The 16,691-nt window shown below is 58.6% G+C and carries 18 protein-coding genes; 11 read left to right on the forward strand and 7 right to left on the reverse strand.

Features of this window, described 5'->3' with window-relative positions:
• Window positions 1-188: 188 nt before the first annotated feature.
• Together HGT1_RS03015 and thyX are read right to left on the reverse strand one after the other, a co-directional pair.
• A complete protein-coding gene (locus tag HGT1_RS03015) occupies window positions 189-863 on the reverse strand; it encodes a DUF5677 domain-containing protein (protein WP_176248501.1) in 675 nt (224 codons plus the stop codon).
• Window positions 860-1,780: an FAD-dependent thymidylate synthase gene (gene thyX / locus HGT1_RS03020; RefSeq protein WP_176248502.1), complete on the reverse strand. Its 921-nt coding sequence runs from the start codon at window positions 1,778-1,780 to the stop codon at window positions 860-862. The genes HGT1_RS03015 and thyX overlap by 4 nt, the downstream gene beginning before the upstream one ends.
• A gap of 199 nt (window positions 1,781-1,979) precedes the next feature.
• Here thyX and HGT1_RS03025 point away from each other — a divergent pair, with 199 nt between their 5' ends.
• From HGT1_RS03025 to HGT1_RS03045, 5 genes are read left to right on the forward strand one after another with little or no spacing between them, the layout of a single operon-like run.
• On the forward strand, window positions 1,980-2,912 hold the full coding sequence (locus HGT1_RS03025) for a hypothetical protein (RefSeq protein ID WP_176248503.1): 933 nt from the start codon (window positions 1,980-1,982) through the stop codon (window positions 2,910-2,912).
• Window positions 2,900-4,246 carry a surface lipoprotein assembly modifier gene (locus HGT1_RS03030; RefSeq protein ID WP_176248504.1) on the forward strand — a complete coding sequence of 449 codons (1,347 nt, stop codon included), beginning with the start codon at window positions 2,900-2,902 and terminating at the stop codon, window positions 4,244-4,246. The genes HGT1_RS03025 and HGT1_RS03030 overlap by 13 nt, the downstream gene beginning before the upstream one ends.
• 31 nt (window positions 4,247-4,277) lie before the next feature.
• A complete protein-coding gene (locus tag HGT1_RS03035; RefSeq protein ID WP_176248505.1) occupies window positions 4,278-4,712 on the forward strand; it encodes a VOC family protein in 435 nt (144 codons plus the stop codon).
• Between the two features lie 5 nt (window positions 4,713-4,717).
• The gene (locus HGT1_RS03040; protein WP_176248506.1) at window positions 4,718-5,428 is read left to right on the forward strand and encodes a DUF1194 domain-containing protein; all 711 of its coding nucleotides are present in this window, start codon (window positions 4,718-4,720) and stop codon (window positions 5,426-5,428) included.
• Window positions 5,425-6,141 (forward strand): DUF1194 domain-containing protein, encoded by a 717-nt coding sequence (locus HGT1_RS03045; protein WP_176248507.1) that lies wholly within the window; start codon window positions 5,425-5,427, stop codon window positions 6,139-6,141. The genes HGT1_RS03040 and HGT1_RS03045 overlap by 4 nt, the downstream gene beginning before the upstream one ends.
• Here the strand turns inward: HGT1_RS03045 and HGT1_RS03050 are convergent.
• The 4 genes from HGT1_RS03050 to HGT1_RS03065 all read right to left on the reverse strand — a co-directional run bounded on the left by HGT1_RS03050 (window position 6,138) and on the right by HGT1_RS03065 (window position 8,349).
• Window positions 6,138-6,965 carry a PhzF family phenazine biosynthesis protein gene (locus tag HGT1_RS03050; protein ID WP_176248508.1) on the reverse strand — a complete coding sequence of 276 codons (828 nt, stop codon included), beginning with the start codon at window positions 6,963-6,965 and terminating at the stop codon, window positions 6,138-6,140. The genes HGT1_RS03045 and HGT1_RS03050 overlap by 4 nt on opposite strands.
• A 112-nt stretch (window positions 6,966-7,077) precedes the next feature.
• Window positions 7,078-7,578, reverse strand: coding sequence for a MarR family winged helix-turn-helix transcriptional regulator (locus tag HGT1_RS03055; RefSeq protein ID WP_176248509.1), 501 nt, complete (start codon window positions 7,576-7,578; stop codon window positions 7,078-7,080).
• Window positions 7,579-7,691: 113 nt separating this feature from the next.
• Complete coding sequence (locus tag HGT1_RS03060; protein ID WP_176248510.1) at window positions 7,692-7,958, reverse strand: succinate dehydrogenase assembly factor 2; 267 nt, start codon at window positions 7,956-7,958, stop codon at window positions 7,692-7,694.
• A 1-nt stretch (window position 7,959) separates the two neighbouring features.
• A complete protein-coding gene (locus HGT1_RS03065) occupies window positions 7,960-8,349 on the reverse strand; it encodes a helix-turn-helix transcriptional regulator (protein WP_176248511.1) in 390 nt (129 codons plus the stop codon).
• 90 nt (window positions 8,350-8,439) lie between these two features.
• Between HGT1_RS03065 and HGT1_RS03070 the strand changes: the two genes are divergently transcribed.
• Both HGT1_RS03070 and HGT1_RS03075 read left to right on the forward strand, forming a co-directional pair.
• Window positions 8,440-9,642 (forward strand): pyridoxal phosphate-dependent aminotransferase, encoded by a 1,203-nt coding sequence (locus HGT1_RS03070; RefSeq protein WP_176248638.1) that lies wholly within the window; start codon window positions 8,440-8,442, stop codon window positions 9,640-9,642.
• A 181-nt stretch (window positions 9,643-9,823) separates the two neighbouring features.
• Window positions 9,824-10,219 (forward strand): hypothetical protein, encoded by a 396-nt coding sequence (locus HGT1_RS03075; RefSeq protein WP_176248512.1) that lies wholly within the window; start codon window positions 9,824-9,826, stop codon window positions 10,217-10,219.
• On the opposite strand, the gene HGT1_RS03080 is transcribed toward HGT1_RS03075, so the two are convergent.
• Complete coding sequence (locus HGT1_RS03080) at window positions 10,216-11,589, reverse strand: MATE family efflux transporter (protein WP_176248513.1); 1,374 nt, start codon at window positions 11,587-11,589, stop codon at window positions 10,216-10,218. The two genes, HGT1_RS03075 and HGT1_RS03080, sit on opposite strands and share 4 nt — an antisense overlap.
• Before the next feature lie 185 nt (window positions 11,590-11,774).
• Here HGT1_RS03080 and HGT1_RS03085 point away from each other — a divergent pair, with 185 nt between their 5' ends.
• From HGT1_RS03085 to HGT1_RS18450, 4 genes are all read left to right on the forward strand, one after another.
• On the forward strand, window positions 11,775-12,881 hold the full coding sequence (locus HGT1_RS03085) for a dienelactone hydrolase family protein (protein WP_176248514.1): 1,107 nt from the start codon (window positions 11,775-11,777) through the stop codon (window positions 12,879-12,881).
• A 28-nt stretch (window positions 12,882-12,909) separates the two neighbouring features.
• Window positions 12,910-13,782, forward strand: a complete 873-nt coding sequence (locus HGT1_RS03090; protein WP_176248515.1) for an alpha/beta fold hydrolase — start codon at window positions 12,910-12,912, stop codon at window positions 13,780-13,782.
• 434 nt (window positions 13,783-14,216) lie between these two features.
• Entirely contained in the window at window positions 14,217-16,178 is a 1,962-nt protein-coding gene (locus tag HGT1_RS03095) for a type IIA DNA topoisomerase subunit B (protein ID WP_176248516.1), read from the forward strand.
• Window positions 16,171-16,641 (forward strand): GIY-YIG nuclease family protein, encoded by a 471-nt coding sequence (locus HGT1_RS18450; RefSeq protein ID WP_176248517.1) that lies wholly within the window; start codon window positions 16,171-16,173, stop codon window positions 16,639-16,641. The genes HGT1_RS03095 and HGT1_RS18450 overlap by 8 nt, the downstream gene beginning before the upstream one ends.
• Window positions 16,642-16,691: the final 50 nt, after the last annotated feature.

Consider the following 16,691-nt stretch of genomic DNA (forward strand, 5'->3'; position numbering starts at 1 on the left):
CGAACCGAGGGGCGGGAAGCGAAGCGCCCTCCCCGTGGGGGCGGTTCGGGCGCTGCCAAATCGGAGATTTGGCATGGGTTAGGGATGTCCTTAGGAAAGGGTAAGGTTGGACGTCATCCCAAGATATAGAATTGTGAAGTAAATTTCAGCTCCCGAGTTTCGAGAACGCAATTTAAGATAAATAGAACCTATAGAAACTTTTTACGAATGAGGTCAGACGCCGCGCTTAGATACTCGTGCAAAGATGTTGTAACTTCCATAAAATCACTTCGTTCGCCATGATTAAACGCAACAAAACTTGTGGTTTCAGCATCAAATTTAACATGCCTACTTACAAGTGCCCCGTGGTTCGAATGAGTATGGTCACTCAGCAGGCGATAGAGTCCATCGTATTCTTCGTTCATTCCAGCTAATCGAAATTTCTCTTCAACTGAAACCCTTCTTTTCCACTTCTTCTCTATCTTATCTATCACGCTCTCGTTTTCTGAAATCTCATTGTCCAAATTTTGAATACTATTCAGACTTGAAAAATACGGGTTACCTTTCTTTGCGTTTTCGAATTTTTTCTTTTTAGATCTCGCAGATCGAAACCTTAGGTTATCCAAATATGAGGGATCACTCTCCAAAACTTTCATCTCAATGAATGTTTCGACTATTTGCCTCAAAATAGGATAGGAATGGTATCCTAGACGTTTATCTAACATGGCTAGACATCCCCACGCCATTTCCATCATTGATAGGTATAAGCTCACAAACTCAAAATCGGCAGGTTTACCTTTGTGGAATACGATTCTTTCGGTCTCAGGTATGAGCGTCTCAAAAATTAGACTTTGCACCGCTTCAAAGTCATAACCTCCACTCACCCAATAACCCCCATAAACTCACGCCACTCGCCTTTACTCATCCCAGAGGTCTCTTGCGTGACTTCCTCACCCTTCAACATCCGGCGGATACAATCAAGGGATGTATGGGAAAGGGTCGCTCCACCAAGACGGTAATCCTCGAAGGCTTTGTAGGCGGCGGGCACCCAGTCGGCGACGACGTTGCAGATGGCATCGGCATAGACGCGGATTTCGTATTGGGCGTGGGCATCGGCGCGCAGGCGCAGGAAGTGGAACAGGTTGTGCAGATCGACCTTCCAGTACCATTGCGTGTAGATGTTGGTGGGCAGGTTCATGCGGGCCAGTTCGCGGGCCAGACCGTCCTGCGGTTGGCCGTCAGGGCCGGTTTCGGCGATCATCGCCTCGTAATTATCATAGGCGCGGTTGCTGTCGGTCTTGAGGATTTCCAGCACGCGCGCGGCTTCGGCCCCTTCGAGCACGCCGCCGCGCCCCTGATTGTTCACGACGCTTTGGGCATTCGTGTGTTCGGGCGTGGGGATATAGAATTCGCGGTCGAGGATCGAATAGCGGGCGGAGTATTCGTTGACGTTGGCGGTCCGGTGGCGGATCCACTGGCGCGCAACGAAGACGGGCAGCTTCACGTGCAGCTTGATTTCGCACATTTCGAACGGGGTCGAATGCCAGTGGCGCATGAGGTAGCGGATCAGCCCTTCGTCGTTCTGGACGGATTTCGTGCCCTTGCCATAGGACACGCGGGCGGCCTGACAGATGGCGGCGTCGTCGCCCATATAGTCGATGACGCGCACGAACCCGTGGTCAAGGACGGGGATCGCCTTGTAAAGATGGTCTTCCATGCCCTGTGACACGGCACGCAAAGTGGGCTGTGCGGTGCTACGCAGGGCGTCAATTTCGGCTTGTTGGTCTGGGCTGATGGGCATGGGGCGCGTCCTGTCAAATGGCGTGGGATTCGCCGCTCACTATATATGCGCAAAACCCAGTTCGGAACCGCGATATGCGGTATTGTTTTTAAGTAGCACTTTGCGGGTAAATGCCCCCAAGGGGTGTAGTATCGTTGACAATAGCCCCCAAGATTGACGACTGTTGCCGTAATTAAAAAAAAATTCGAGGCAGACAGATATGAAATTAGGCGCAGCAGGGCTCGTGCTTTGTCTTGGCTTGGCGGGATGTGGCGATGGCACTCCGTTTAATGGCGAGACCGACACAACAGACGGCGGAGCGGGCGATACCGCCCCCGGTTCGGTTTATCTGAACACCGACAATCAGAATCTGACCGCCAACAGCATCACCTATGACGCTGACAAGGACGAATTGACGATCAACAACATACCGTTTGACGATCCCAACAACACCTATGTGCGGATCAAAGATACGGCCTTTAGCAACGGGTTTGCCGCCTACCAAAGCGACCCCGCGCCCGACAGTAACGAATTCCGGTATTTCGCGGTTTTCCGACGGTCTGATTCAGGCCTGTCTCAGGCCGGGGCCACGCAATCGAACGCATATATCGAATTCGGTTTCGGCGGGGCCGGTGCGCAGCGGGTCAGCGGCAACACGGCGGTGCCTGCAACCGGGATATATTCCTATTCGGGTGAATATGCCGCGGTGCGTGTCGTTCGGACCACCGATGATAACGACAATCCGGTGGCCGAGTTGTATTATGTCACAGGTGGCATGGAGATGACGGCCGACTTTGGGGACTTTGACGAGGTTGGTGCCGTGGGGGGGGTGGTGCGCAACCGCACGCTCTATGACACTGCGGGTCAGCCGTTGGGTGCGCTCGACGGTATTGTGTCTTTTGCCAACAGCGAGATCGACCGCACCACAGGCACGATCAAGTCTGGCACCGCCGTCGAGGTGACAGGCGGCACGCAGACCTTGAATGACGGCTATCAGGGCGGCGAAATCAGCGCGACAGGCAATTGGAGCGGCGTGTTCGCCGGCCCCGGTGCCGAAGAGATCGCGGGCATTGTGTTTGTCGAAGGCGCAGGCATGCGCGAGGTCGGCAGCGTGGTCGTGACCTGCAAGACCGCGCCGGAATGCACCGACTGATGCGGCTTGCCCCGCTTCTGGCGTGGGTCTGTCTGGCCGGGGTCAGTGTGGCGCAAACCACATTGAACCCCGACGAAGCCCGCATTGCAGCCGCCCGCTTGCTAGTGGGCGGCCAGGCGCAGGCGGCCGCCGACATCACGACGGTCTTGCTCAAACGTGATGCGCAGGACACGACCGGCCTGTTGATCCACGCCCAGGCGATGCGTACGCTGAAACGCTATCCCGAGGCGCAAAAGGCAGCACGGCAGGCATGGGCGTCGGCCAAGACCGATCAGGATCGATATGGCGCGTCCATCACGATGGCGCAGGCGCTGTCGTCCGAGGGCAAGAAAACCCGTGCGCAAATCTGGTTACGGCGCGCCACCCATGTGGCCCCCACCCCTGCCCTGCGCGCCCGCGCCATTCGCGATTACGGATTTGTGCGCAAGACCAACCCCTGGTCGGTCAACCTGTCATTTGCCGTCACCCCCAGCGATAACGTCAACAACGCGCCCCGCGACAATACGCTGGTGTTGGGCGGTCTGGTGTTCACCGATCCGTCGGCTGTGCCGCTGTCGGGGGTCGAATTCACCAGCGATTTAAACCTGCGCTATACCTTGTCGCAAAGCCAGAAAAAGCGCGATTTCATCGCCCTGCGCTGGACAGAAAACCACGTCACCTTTACCGACGACGCCGTGCCTGCGGGGGTTGAGGCGTCGGATTTCTCGTATCGGCGGCTAGAGGGCACTGTCGGGCGCGATTTCATTTCCGGTCCCGATGCCCCGCGCCAGACTGTCGCTGTCAGCTTTGGCCGGTTGTGGACATCTGAAACGCCGCTGGCTGACGAAGTGCGCGTGATGTGGAAGCAAAGCTATGCCCGCCCCGAGCGGCGTCAATTCACTTGGGCTGCCTCTGCGGGATATTCAGACCGCAAGGACAATGCCCGCCGGTCGGGCGTGACAGCAGACCTAAGCGCGCAGTGGTTTCGGCCTTTGGAAGGCGGGTCCGCCCTGTCTTGGAGCACCCAGATCGGCCGCACAGATACCGACAGTGCCGCGCTGACCCATACTAAGGCGGGGTTTGGCGTGACCTATACCCATGCAAAACCGATCCTTGGCGGTCAGGGGCAACTGGCGCTTGGCAGCAGTATCAGCCAATATGACCATGCGATTTACGGGGCCGAGGCACGGCGCGACGTAAAAACGTCAGTTTCTGCGTCTCTTTTGATGGTAGATTTTGACAGTTACGGCTTTGCCCCTAAATTCACATTGGAAGCGAGCCAGACATCGTCGAACGTCACCCGCTTTGAGACAAGAAATCTTGGACTGCAAATTGGGGTACAATCCCTCTTTTAGCGTCCGTCACAGACCAGAAAGTAGGACCTCCATGCCGATCAAATATCTTCACACAATGGTGCGCGTAAAAGACTTGGAAAAATCCAAGGCATTTTACGAATTGCTTGGCCTGGTCGAGCGTCGCCGCATGGACCACGAAGGCGGGCGCTTTACGCTGGTGTTCATGTGCCCCCCCGGACAGAACGACGGCCATGCCGATGTTGAACTGACCTATAACTGGGATGGCGATGACGCCCTGCCCGATGACAGCCGCCATTTCGGGCATCTCGCCTATACTGTCGAAAACATCTATGACACCTGCAAAATTCTGCAAGACAACGGCATCGTGATCAACCGCCCCCCCCGCGACGGGCATATGGCCTTTGTGCGGTCGCCCGACAATGTATCGATCGAACTGCTGCAAGAAGGTGACGCGCTGGAACCGGCAGAGCCGTGGGCCAGCATGGAAAATGTCGGTCACTGGTAAGGCTGATGTTCAGGGTCGCGTCCTTGGCCACCGCATTGCTGGTTTTCCCTGTCGCCGTTTCGGCGGCGGGGTGCCGGTTGGCGTTGGTTCTGGCCCTGGACGTGTCCAGTTCTGTCGATGCGGCAGAAGATCGTTTGCAGCGCGGCGGCACCGCGTCGGCGTTGGTGTCGGACGCTGTGGCACAGGCGTTTTTCGCCTCGGATCTGCCGGTGGCGCTGGCGGTTTACGAATGGTCGGGCCGCTATAACCAGGAGCTGATCCTGGATTGGACCTTGATTGACACGCAGGCCGATCTGCTGCGCGCCGCCGAAACCGTGGCGACAAGCACCCGCAGCCACAGTGACTTTCCAACCGCGATGGGTTACGCTTTGGGCTTTGGTGCGGGGCTGTTGGACCGCGCGCCCGCCTGTTTGTACAAGACGCTTGATATGGCGGGGGACGGGCAGAATAACGAAGGCTTCGGGCCGCAAGCGGCCTATTCCGAGTTCCCCTTTAACGAGGTGACGGTGAACGGTCTGGTGGTGAACGCCGCCGATTTCGAGGCCGAAACCGGGTTGATTGCGTTCTATCAGGCCGAGGTTTTGCACGGGCCGGGGGCGTTTATGGTCGTGGCCAACGGGTTTGACGATTACGGACGCGCCTTGCAAATCAAGCTGGAGCGCGAATTGACGCCGCCCGCAATCGGGTCGCTGGATACGCCAGCGGGGGCGGGATGATCCGCACGGTTGCCTGCATCTTGGCGCTGTCTTTTGCCGGACCTGCCCATGCCGCCTGCCGTCAGGCGCTGGCGCTTGGGTTGGATGTGTCGGGGTCCGTCGATGCGCAGGAGTATCGCTTGCAGATCAACGGCTTGGCCGCCGCCTTTGACAATGTGGCGGTGCGCGATGCGCTGTTGTCATCACCCGGCGCGCCGGTATCTGTGATGGTATATGAATGGAGCGGCCCGTCGGATCAGGCGGTGATTGCGCCCTGGGTGACGATGGTGGATGCCGCCAGTTTGAACGGGTTTATCGAGACTTTGCAGCAAACTGCGCGGCGCGATGTGTCGCCGGGGACGGCGTTAGGCACGGCGATGGCCCTTGGTGCGGTTTATCTGGATGAAAAGCCCGCGTGTTGGAAGCGCACCCTGGATATTTCGGGGGATGGAAAATCCAATCTTGGCCCCCGCCCCCGCGACGTGAAAGACGCAATTTCGGCGCGCGGGGTGACGGTGAATGCGCTGGTCATCGGGGCGGATGGCAGCGGTTTCGGGGGGCAAGGTCAGGGCGAAATTGGCGAATTGTCGTCCTATTTCAGGGCCGAAGTGATCACCGGGCCGGATGCATTTGTGGAAACGGCCTTGGGGTTTGACGATTACGAGGCCGCGATGACCCGCAAGCTGCTGCGCGAACTGGAGGTGTTGGCGGTGTCGGATCTGTCGCTGGACTAGATTTGCCGCACCTCGCCTGACACGCGAATGGACGCGCCTTTTTCATCGGGGATTTCGGCGGTGATGATGGATTTCGCGCCCATATCCTCGCCTTGGATGATGGTGATTTTGCCACCATGCGGCCATTTGATATCGCGCAGATACCCTGCGAATGCGGCGGCGGCAGCACCGGTTGCGGGGTCTTCGATCACCCCGCCAGAGGCAAAGGCGTTGCGGACGTGGAAGCGCTGGTTGTCCTCGACCCAGACCAGCGCGATCGTGACAATCCCGTGGGCCCGCATCAGGTCGCGACCCGCAGCTAGATCGTAGGACATCGCGGCCAATCTATCCCGGCTTTTCAGGGCAAGGATCAGATGTGTGGCCCCTGCCCCGGCAAATGTGGGGATAAACCGGGGATCAAGATCGCTTTTTTGCAAGCCGAGAAGCGACAACGCGGCATCCGTCAGACCTGATTTAGCGGGCGCGCTATGGGTCGCGGGAGATTGCAAGGCCGCGTGCATCTGGCCGTTTTGGTTGTGCCCTTCTACGGTGATGGCCGTGTCGTTCAGGGTCAGTTTGAACATGCCGTTGCCCTGCGCACTGGCCAATGCAGCCCCCAAAGCCACGGTGGCATGACCGCAAAACGGCACCTCGCTTTCGGGAGAGAAATACCGCACGCGCCAGGCATCGCCCTGAGGATGGGCAAAGACGGTTTCGGAATACCCCAGATCCGCCGCGATCTTGCGCATCTCGTCTTCGGAAGGGTGCTGTGGCGCGATGACGACGCCCGCAGGGTTGCCCCCCTTGTTTTGTGTCGAGAACGAAGCGAGGCGCAGCGGTTGCATGGTGTGATCCCTGTTTTGCGTGTCGGGATCATGGGGTGGTCAGGCTCAGGCGTCCAGACCAAAGACGGCCGCAATGCAATGTGATTTGATGCGCGCCCCGCACAGAAATTGATCAGTAGATATACCTGATCTGATCCGTCCAATACCGTTCCATCCGCTTGAGCGAGTGGGTTATTTCCTCCACCCCGGCGGGTCCGAGCACGCCTTTGCTTTCCAGACCGACCGCGTGCCGGGCAAAAAGGTCGGACACGACATCGCGGATTTTGCGGCCCTTTTCGGTCAGGCGCACACGCACCGACCGGCGGTCGATTTCGCAGCGCTGGTGATGCATATAACCCATATCGACCAGCTTTTTCAGGTTATAGCTGACGTTGCTGCCCTGATAATATCCGCGGGTTTTCAGCTCTCCGGCGGTGACTTCGTTGTCGCCGATGTTGAACAGCAACAGCGCCTGAACGGCGTTGATCTCGAGCGCGCCGACCCGTTCGAATTCGTCCTTGATCACATCCAGCAAAAGCCGGTGCAATCGCTCCACAAGGCTAAGCGCCTCTAGGTAGCCGACCATAAACCCCTTTTGCGAACCCGGCAGGGCGATTGGGTCTTGGATACTCATAATCTCTCTCCGACTGGAATTGCTTTGCCGGAACCTGAACAAAAAAGAGAAATATATCGTTAAACCAGATAGATGCTTGTCATGAGCCGCGTGAGCGGCCCAAAACAGGCGCGCTAAAGCGGGTTGGCGGCGATGTGGGCGCGGATTTCCCCGATCATCGCGGCAAAGGCTTCGGGCGGTGAAGTTTGCGCCGTAACCCATTGATAAAGATCATGATCATTTTCGCTCAGCATTTCGTCATACAGGGACAAAGTGGCGTCATCCATCCTTTCCAACCGTGTCGCGGCATAGGATGGAAGGATCAAATCCATCTCTTTTATTCCGCGCCGCATGGAACGCATGTGCAGCCGTTTGACCTTGTGTTCGCGTAGTTCGGCCATTTTATTCTCCTTGCAAAGCGGTGCGCAGGCGTTTTTCAAGACGGCCCAGTTGCTCTGCTCGTTTCAACATATCGCTGCGCAACTCGCGCAATTCGTTCAGCACATCCCTTGCGCTGGCATCGGCGGACGGGCCTTCTTCGGGGGCATCCAGCCCCTCGCCTTCGCCGTTGATCAGCCACATCATCGACACGCCCAGAATGCCCGCCAAAGTGGACAGCCGGTTGGCGCGTGGCTCAGACAGGTCGTCTTCCCAGCCGCGCAGGGTTGACTGTTTCACGCCCAGACGTTTGGCCAAGGCGGCCTGTGACATCCCAGAGTTTTCACGTGCTGCTGCGACGCGGTCCCCGAAAGTGGCCGCATCCGGGCCATACCAATCTTGATTCTCAGTCACTGCATCTCTCCTTTTTGACACCGTTGTTGCTTGAACGGTGCGGGGGTCAGCCCTATGAGTATGGCGTATACATATCAAACTGAGGCCGAAATGGAACTGCTGTCCAAGACACTCGCACGCGTCAAACCGTCCCCCACCATCGCCGTGACCCAAAAAGCCGCCGAACTAAAGGCCGCAGGGCGCGATATTATCGGCCTTGGTGCCGGAGAGCCTGATTTTGACACGCCTGTGAATATTCAGGACGCAGGGATTGCCGCCATCAAGGCCGGTAAAACCAAATACACCGCCGTTGATGGCATTCCGGAGCTCAAGCAGGCGATTTGCGCAAAATTCAAGCGTGACAACGGGTTGGACTATGTTCCCGCGCAGATCAGTGTCGGCACGGGCGGCAAGCAGGTGTTGTATAACGCATTGATGGCCACCCTGAACGCCGGCGAAGAAGTCGTGATTCCCGCGCCTTATTGGGTCAGCTATCCCGATATGGTTTTGCTGGCGGGCGGCGAACCGGTGATCGCGCCTGCCACGCTCGAGAATGATTTCAAACTGACGCCAGAGGCGCTGGAAGCCGCGATCACGCCAAAGACCAAGTGGTTCATCTTCAATTCGCCGTCGAATCCCACCGGTGCCGGTTATAGCTGGGACGAGGTCAAGGCGCTGACGGATGTGTTGATGCGTCACCCGCATGTCTGGGTGTTGACCGACGACATGTACGAACATCTTGCCTATGATGATTTCAAATTCTGCACCCCTGCGCAGGTTGAACCGGCCTTGTATGACCGCACCTTGACGATGAACGGTGTGTCCAAGGCCTATGCGATGACCGGCTGGCGGATCGGCTATGCCGCAGGTCCGGAAAAGCTGATCGGGGCGATGCGGAAAATCCAGTCGCAATCAACGTCGAACCCCTGCACCATCAGCCAGTGGGCGGCCGTCGAGGCGCTGAACGGGACGCAGGATTTCATCCCTGAAAACAACAAGATGTTCGCGCGTCGCCGTGATCTGGTTGTCGACATGCTGAACCAGATCGACGGGGTGATCTGCCCCAAGCCCGAAGGGGCGTTCTATGTCTATCCGTCCATCAAGGGGCTGATCGGCAAGACATCGGCGGCAGGCACAAAAATCACCGATGACGAGGTATTCGCGACCGCCCTGCTGGAGGAAACCGGCGTGGCGGTGGTGTTTGGCGCGGCCTTCGGGCTTAGCCCGAACTTCCGCATCAGCTATGCCACTTCGGACGAAGCGCTGAAGGAAGCATGCAGCCGGATTCAGGGCTTTTGCGCCGCGATGAAGTAAGGGATTTGGGTCCGGCATTGGGTAGGCTGCCGGACTGATCCGAGACACGCGGGACCGTTTGGTGCAAGCAATGCGCTTGCGGTCCCGCCATGTCTTCAGGGAAAATTCATCTATTAGCCATTCAATTGTAACGCGGAATTGGCTATGGATTACGCAAATGCCCGTCTGGAGAACCACTTAGATGTCGAGCGAACTGCCAGAATATTACTTTCGTATTCGTGAAAACGGGGCGGCGGTGTTTCGGATTGATACTGAAAATCGCCAGCGCCGGATCGAGATGGACCAGATCGCCATCGCCAATATCCGCAATGGCGAGATCAAGACCCAAGGCGACCGCGTGTTGTCGGACGAGGATGTGGCGCATATCCGGGCGTGGATGGATGAACGCATGGCCGTTTTGGCAAAGCGCGACATGGACGACATCCACCGCGCCATCGATTATCTGAACCTGACCACGCAATGGGTGCAGTCCAAGGCGACTGACGACCAGCTTGAACAGGTGACCGATGCGTTGCTGCTGGCGATGCATGATTTGCGCAGCACGCTTGTGCGCAAGAAAGCCGACCGGATGACCTAGGACTGTTCTTCGGGGGCGCTACGCAGGCTGCGCATCGACGCCCCCCAGAACCGCAGGTTCAGCAAGACCGCCGCCACGCCAAGCCCGATGACCAGCCCCAGCCAGACGCCGATGCCCTCCAGCCCGGCAACAAAGCCCAACAGATAGGACGCGGGAATACCGACCAGCCAATAGCTGATGCCGGCAAGGATCATCGGTATCTTGGTGTCTTGCACGCCGCGCAGCAGCCCAAGCGCCACGGCCTGTGCGCCGTCGACAAGCTGGAACAGCGCGGCCATGGCCAGCAGCCCCACGCCCACTGCAAGGATTTTGTCACGCGCCGGTTCGTCCTGCTGCATGAACAGGTTGATCAGCGGTTCGGGCCAAAGCACAAAGATCACAATCGTCAGCGCTGCGATAAAGACCGACATGGCGGTGCTGGTGATCGCACCTTTTGCCAGATGATCGGGCTCGCGGCGGCCATAGGCATTGCCCGCGCGGATCGTGGCGACGTTGCTGATGCCCAGATGCACCATGAATGTGATCGACGCCAGTTGCAGGGCGATCCCGTGGGCCGCCAGTGCCACGGTGCCCAGCCAGCCCATCATCACAGCCGATGCCGCGAACAGGCCGACTTCGCTTAGGCCGGTGAAGCCGATGGGCAGACCCAAACGGAACACGCGTGCCAGCATATCCCAATCGGGCCGCCACAGGCGCACAAATATCTGATGCTCGGGCAAGGCTTTCAACACATAGACAATCACCGCCAGCAAGGCGACGGCGTTCGAACCCAGCGACGCAATCGCGGCACCGCGAATGCCCAGTTCAGGCGCGCCCCAATTGCCGAAAATGAACGCGTAATTCGCCAGCACATTGGCGATGGCGGCCAGAATGGTGATCCAGAACACGGCTTGGGTCCGCTCCAGCGCGGCAAGATAGCTTTTCAGCACCATCACCAGCAGGGCCGGAATGATGCCCCACCCCGCAATCGCCAAATATTGGCCGACCATTTCGGCCAATGCAGGATCTTGCCCCATCAGCCCCATCACCGGACGCGACCAGATCATCAAGGGCAGCGCCAGACAGGCAAAACCCAGCGACAGCCACAGCCCCATGCGGGTGGCACGGCGCAGGCTGGTCTCATCGCCTTCGGCCTCGAACGCGGCGACCATGGGCATCACGCCCCAGGCAAAGCCCGATCCAAAGATCAGCAGAACAAAGAAATAGGTACTGGCGAGGGTCACAGCGGCCAGCGCCTCGACGCTGTACCAGCCCACCATGACCGTGTCGGTCACGCCGATAGCGACCTGACCCAGATGGCCACCAACAAGCGGCAACCCCATCACAGCGATTGCGCGGGCGTGGCCGGGATATGTCATTTTGGTTGTCATCTGCCAGCCTTACGCCAGCATTTGCGCAAGGGAAAGAGGGACCGGACCCGGTTCATCTGGGTGTTTTTTGAAACGGCCGGGGTTTTTCAATCCGCGCACCGTCGCGCCGCGTCACGCTTGCCTAACCCAAGGCTGCGCGTCACAGTTTACCCATCACACTGCGCGCATCACCAAAGGGGCCAACCATGCACAATCGTATCGACCTTATCCGCCCCGACGCGCCCAGCCTTGCCGCACGCGGGCCGCGCCCCATCGGGGTCACCACCCACGAGATCGACATCCATGCAGGCAGGACGCTGACGACAGAAATCTGGTACCCGGCCCATGCCGATACATCGCCCGGCACCGTCTATCACACGCTGCTGCGTGACGGTGTGACCCCCACCCTGTTGCACGGATCGGCCAGCCGCAATGCCCGGCCCGCGCAGGGAACCGCGCCCTTGATCGTGATCTCGCACGGGTATCCGGGCAACCGGTTCTTGCTGGGTCATCTGGCCGAAAGTCTTGCCGCAAAAGGCTATGTCGTGGCCGCAGCCGACCATGCGGGCAGCACCTATGAGGACCAGCAGGCGTTTGATGTCACCTTGGTGAACCGCCCGCTGGACCAGCGCGGGGTGATTGACGGGATGGCGATGCTGGGCGGAGATCTGGGCAATCTGGTGGATTGCGAAAACGTCGGGCTGGTCGGCTATTCGATGGGCGGCTACGGCGCGTTGGTATTTGGCGGCGCGGGGCTGGCAGCGACCGCACTGGATCACCCGCGCGCGGGCGACAGCGGCGCATTGGCGCAGCATCTGGCAGGGTCCGACAGCCACGCGGCTCTGCGCGACCCCCGTCTGAAAGCCATCATGCCGATTGGCCCTTGGGGCAATGCGCAAGGCATGTGGGATGCGGCCGGTATCGCGCAGATGGACACGCCGATGCTGATGATGGCGGGCACCTCAGATGATGTGTCGAACTATGCCGCGATGCGTGGCTTGTTCGAGGGTGCCGCCAGCGACCGCTATTTGTTAAGCTTTCAGAACGCGGGCCATAACGCCGCCGCCCCCATTCCGGCCCCGTCGGAAAGCTGGGCCATGTCCGATGTGCTGGGCTGGGCCCCGTTTGACCATTATGCAGATGCGGTGTGGGATACCCTGCGGATGAACAACATCGCCCAGCACTTCGCAGCGGCCTTTATGGGGATGCATTTGCGCGGCGAGGCACTGGCACCGTTTCTGGATGGCAGCTGGCAGGGGTTTGCCCAAGGCACGGCATTGGGCCTGACGCTGGAACATTTGCCAGCACGATAAGACGCATTTTTCGAGGAGGGGAAACCAGATGACAGCCCATTGGACCGAAACAGTCGAGCTGAACGGACACCCGTTTTTTATCCGCCATTGGGGGGACAAAGACGCGCCGAAGCTGCTGATGCTGCACGGTTTTCCCGAATATTCCGGCGCGTGGAACGATCTGGCCCCGCTGCTGGCGACGCGGTTTCACTGCATCGCCCCAGACCAGCGCGGCTATGGTCAAAGCTGGCGACCGGCCCAAGTCGCGCAGTACAAGACGTCGCAACTGGTGTCGGATATGGCCGCGTTGATCGGGGACGAACCGGTGATCCTGCTGGGCCATGACTGGGGGGCGTCCGTGGCCTATGCGCTGACGATCGGGCGGCCCGAACTGGTGTCGAAACTGATCATCATGAACGGCGTCCACCCTGCCCCGTTCCAGCGCGAACTGGCCAAGGGCGGGCTGCAAACCGATGCCTCGCAATACATCCATTTCCTGCGCCGCGAAGGGTCAGAAGACATTCTGGCCGCCGATGGTTTCGCCAAACTGATGGGGTTGTTTTCGGCGCATATGGATATGGATTGGCTGCAAGGGGACACGCTTGCGGGGTACAAGGCGGCATGGCGCGATGCGGCAGGCCTGCGCGGCATGGTCAACTGGTACCGCGCCTCGCCCCTGAAACTGGGGCACACCGGAGAGGCGATAGACGATGCGCTGGCCTTTGATCCGGCACGGTTGCAAGTGCGCTGCCCGCATCTGCTGATTTGGGGCGAAGACGACACGGCATTGATGCCCGCATCGACCCAAGGGCTTGAGGATTATGCCCCCGACCTGACCCGCATTGCCATCAAGGGGGCGGATCACTGGCTGCACCATCAAAAGCCACGCGAGGTCGCAGACGCGATTTTGAACTGGCTTTGAAGCGCCGTTTGCGCGCTATTTCTTCGGGCGGGTGACACCCTTTACCGGTCGTGCAAATCCGCAGCTTCGCCCAGCCACGCATGGGCCAGCAGCGCCGGTGCGCGGTTGCAGGCGGACTTCGGCGTTGTTTTTGATCAGCCGCGCAATCGCTTCGCGGGCCTTGCGCTGGTGGGTCTTGGTCTTGTCGCTGCCGCCTGCGGGCAGATAGCGTTACAGCGCGTCGCATTCCTGCAGCATGTAACGCCAGTTCGGCACGTAACGTAGGGTTGTGGTCTGTGGCATGGGAAACCTGGCTTTGGGGTAGATTTGTAGCGCTGATAACAGGATCATTCCGACCGAAAACGCCGGTTTACGACATCATCCGCCCTTCCCCCGCCCTGCGGGCTCTGGCATAGTAAGACCCTAACAAAAAGCAACAGACAGGCAGGCCCCCTATGTCCGATCTTCTTTCCGGTACGCAGCCCTCGGCCAAGGAATACGACGCCTCATCCATTGAGGTGCTCGAGGATATGGAGCACGTCCGTCTGCGCCCCGGTATGTATATCGGGGGCAAGGACGACCGCGCATTGCATCACATGGTCGCCGAAATCATCGATAACTCGATGGATGAGGCCGTTGCGGGCCATGCCACATGGATCGAGCTGGAGCTGCACGAGAACGGCCATGTCACCGTGCGCGACAACGGGCGCGGCATCCCGATTGACCCGCACCCCAAAGACCCGACCAAATCCGCGCTCGAGATCATTTTTTGCACCCTGAACGCGGGCGGCAAATTCTCGGGCGATTCGTACGAGACGTCGGGCGGTCTGCACGGGGTTGGCTCGTCGGTTGTGAACGCGCTGTCCGACCATCTGCGGGTCGAAGTGGCGCGGAACCGTGAACTGTTCGCGATGGAATTTTCGCGCGGCAAACCCCAAGGGCCGCTGGTCAAGATCGGTGCCGCCCCGAACCGGCGTGGCACGGCAGTGACCTTCCACCCCGATCCCGACATCTTTGGCGCGCTGAAACTGAAACCTGCGCGGCTGTTTGCGATGGCGCGGTCCAAGGCCTATCTGTTTTCCGGCGTCGAAATCCGCTGGAAATGCGCCCAGACCGATGGCGACACCCCGACCGAGGCAACCTTCCACTTTCCCGGCGGTCTGGCCGATTACCTGAACGAAACCCTAAGCGGATCAACCACCTATGCCGAAGCCCCCTTTGGCGGGACAGTGGATTTCCGCGAGAAATTCAACGCGCCGGGCAAGGTCGAATGGGCGATCAACTGGACGCCGTCACGCGACGGGTTCATCCAGTCGTATTGTAACACCATCCCCACCCCCGAAGGCGGCACCCACGAGGCCGGTTTCTGGTCTGCGATCCTGAAAGGGGTCAAGGCATACGGCGAGTTGGTCGGCAATAAAAAGGCCGGCACCATCACCCGCGACGACCTGATCACGGGCGGCTGTGCGCTGGTGTCGTGTTTCATCCGCGAGCCTGAATTCGTGGGCCAGACCAAAGACCGGCTGGCCACCGTTGACGCGCAGCGTATGGTCGAAAACGCCGTGCGCGACCACTTTGACAACTGGCTGGCGGCGGATACGAAATCTGCCGGTGCGATCCTTGATTTCCTTGTCCTGCGCGCCGAAGAACGCCTGCGCCGCCGTCAGGAAAAGGAAACCGCCCGCAAGACAGCCACCAAAAAGCTGCGCCTGCCCGGCAAGCTGACCGATTGTACCAGCAAAACCCGCGAAGGCACCGAATTGTTCATCGTGGAGGGCGACTCGGCTGGCGGGTCCGGCAAGGGCGCGCGCAACCGTGTGAACCAAGCGCTGTTGCCGCTCAAGGGCAAGATCCTCAACGTGCTGGGCGCTGCCTCCGGCAAGCTGAACACCAACGCCGAAATCAACGATCTCTGCGAGGCGCTTGGCGTCGGGATGGGCAGCAAATTCGTGCTGGACGATCTGCGCTATGACAAGATCATCATCATGACCGATGCGGATGTCGACGGCGCGCATATCGCCGCGCTGCTGATGACGTTCTTCTTTACCCAGATGCGCCCGATGATCGACGCAGGCCACCTGTATCTGGCCTGCCCGCCGCTGTATCGTCTGACCCAAGGGGCCAAGCGCGTTTACGTGTCTGATGACGCAGAAAAGGACCTGTGGCTGGAAAAGGGTCTGGGCGGCAAAGGCAAGATCGACCTGCAACGCTTCAAAGGCTTGGGCGAGATGGACGCCAAGGATTTGAAAGAAACCACGATGGACCCGAACACCCGCAAACTGATCCGCGTGACCGTGCAGGAAGACGTGCCCGGAGAGACCGGCGATCTGGTCGAACGTCTGATGGGGAAAAAGCCCGAACTGCGCTACCAGTATATTCAGGACAACGCGCAGTTTGTGGAGGAGTTGGATGTTTGAGGGGAAACGCTATTCGGACTATACATCTAATGCTCCAAAATTTTTCAGCGAACTAGTGATTGAACCTCTCTTGAAATTTAGGGTCGACAAAATTGATCATGGAAGATCAGGTATTTATATACTCTACGAAAACGGTTTACCTGTTTATGTTGGACGAACCCGCAACCTTCAAAGCCGCTTTCGTGCGCATGTAACACAATCTCACAATTCCGCTTCTTTTGCATTGAAGCGAACGAGAACGAGACACATTGAAATAGCGAAGGCTACTTACAAATCCGAAAATAGCAGGCAGTCTATCGTTGAGCATCCCTTATATGGTGAGACATTTAAGGATGAAATTAACGCAATCAAAGGTATGAGTTTTAGATTTTTGGATGTTCCTGATCCAATAGATCAGTATTTCCTCGAGTTGTTCACAACAATGGAGTTAGGCCTAGACCTGTCAGGGTTCAATTCATACTAGCTTTTTCTTGAATTCGAGAAGGACAAAGAGACGTGCATTTCACTCACTCG

Source organism: Sulfitobacter sp. HGT1 (genome assembly GCF_013282155.1).
In the GTDB taxonomy this organism is placed as follows: Bacteria; Pseudomonadota; Alphaproteobacteria; order Rhodobacterales; family Rhodobacteraceae; genus Sulfitobacter.

What these genes read in the sequence shown, in the direction of transcription:
- HGT1_RS03095 (WP_176248516.1), top strand. Translation starts at nt 14,217, where the DNA reads ATGTCCGATCTTCTTTCCGGTACGCAGCCCTCGGCCAAGGAATACGAC.
- HGT1_RS03070 (WP_176248638.1), top strand. Translation starts at nt 8,440, where the DNA reads ATGGAACTGCTGTCCAAGACACTCGCACGCGTCAAACCGTCCCCCACC.
- thyX (WP_176248502.1), bottom strand. Translation starts at nt 1,780, where the DNA reads ATGCCCATCAGCCCAGACCAACAAGCCGAAATTGACGCCCTGCGTAGC.
- HGT1_RS03080 (WP_176248513.1), bottom strand. Translation starts at nt 11,589, where the DNA reads ATGACAACCAAAATGACATATCCCGGCCACGCCCGCGCAATCGCTGTG.
- HGT1_RS03075 (WP_176248512.1), top strand. Translation starts at nt 9,824, where the DNA reads ATGTCGAGCGAACTGCCAGAATATTACTTTCGTATTCGTGAAAACGGG.
- HGT1_RS03085 (WP_176248514.1), top strand. Translation starts at nt 11,775, where the DNA reads ATGCACAATCGTATCGACCTTATCCGCCCCGACGCGCCCAGCCTTGCC.
- HGT1_RS03025 (WP_176248503.1), top strand. Translation starts at nt 1,980, where the DNA reads ATGAAATTAGGCGCAGCAGGGCTCGTGCTTTGTCTTGGCTTGGCGGGA.
- HGT1_RS03050 (WP_176248508.1), bottom strand. Translation starts at nt 6,965, where the DNA reads ATGCAACCGCTGCGCCTCGCTTCGTTCTCGACACAAAACAAGGGGGGC.
- HGT1_RS03040 (WP_176248506.1), top strand. Translation starts at nt 4,718, where the DNA reads ATGTTCAGGGTCGCGTCCTTGGCCACCGCATTGCTGGTTTTCCCTGTC.
- HGT1_RS03055 (WP_176248509.1), bottom strand. Translation starts at nt 7,578, where the DNA reads ATGAGTATCCAAGACCCAATCGCCCTGCCGGGTTCGCAAAAGGGGTTT.
- HGT1_RS03060 (WP_176248510.1), bottom strand. Translation starts at nt 7,958, where the DNA reads ATGGCCGAACTACGCGAACACAAGGTCAAACGGCTGCACATGCGTTCC.
- HGT1_RS03090 (WP_176248515.1), top strand. Translation starts at nt 12,910, where the DNA reads ATGACAGCCCATTGGACCGAAACAGTCGAGCTGAACGGACACCCGTTT.
- HGT1_RS18450 (WP_176248517.1), top strand. Translation starts at nt 16,171, where the DNA reads ATGTTTGAGGGGAAACGCTATTCGGACTATACATCTAATGCTCCAAAA.
- HGT1_RS03035 (WP_176248505.1), top strand. Translation starts at nt 4,278, where the DNA reads ATGCCGATCAAATATCTTCACACAATGGTGCGCGTAAAAGACTTGGAA.
- HGT1_RS03045 (WP_176248507.1), top strand. Translation starts at nt 5,425, where the DNA reads ATGATCCGCACGGTTGCCTGCATCTTGGCGCTGTCTTTTGCCGGACCT.
- HGT1_RS03030 (WP_176248504.1), top strand. Translation starts at nt 2,900, where the DNA reads ATGCACCGACTGATGCGGCTTGCCCCGCTTCTGGCGTGGGTCTGTCTG.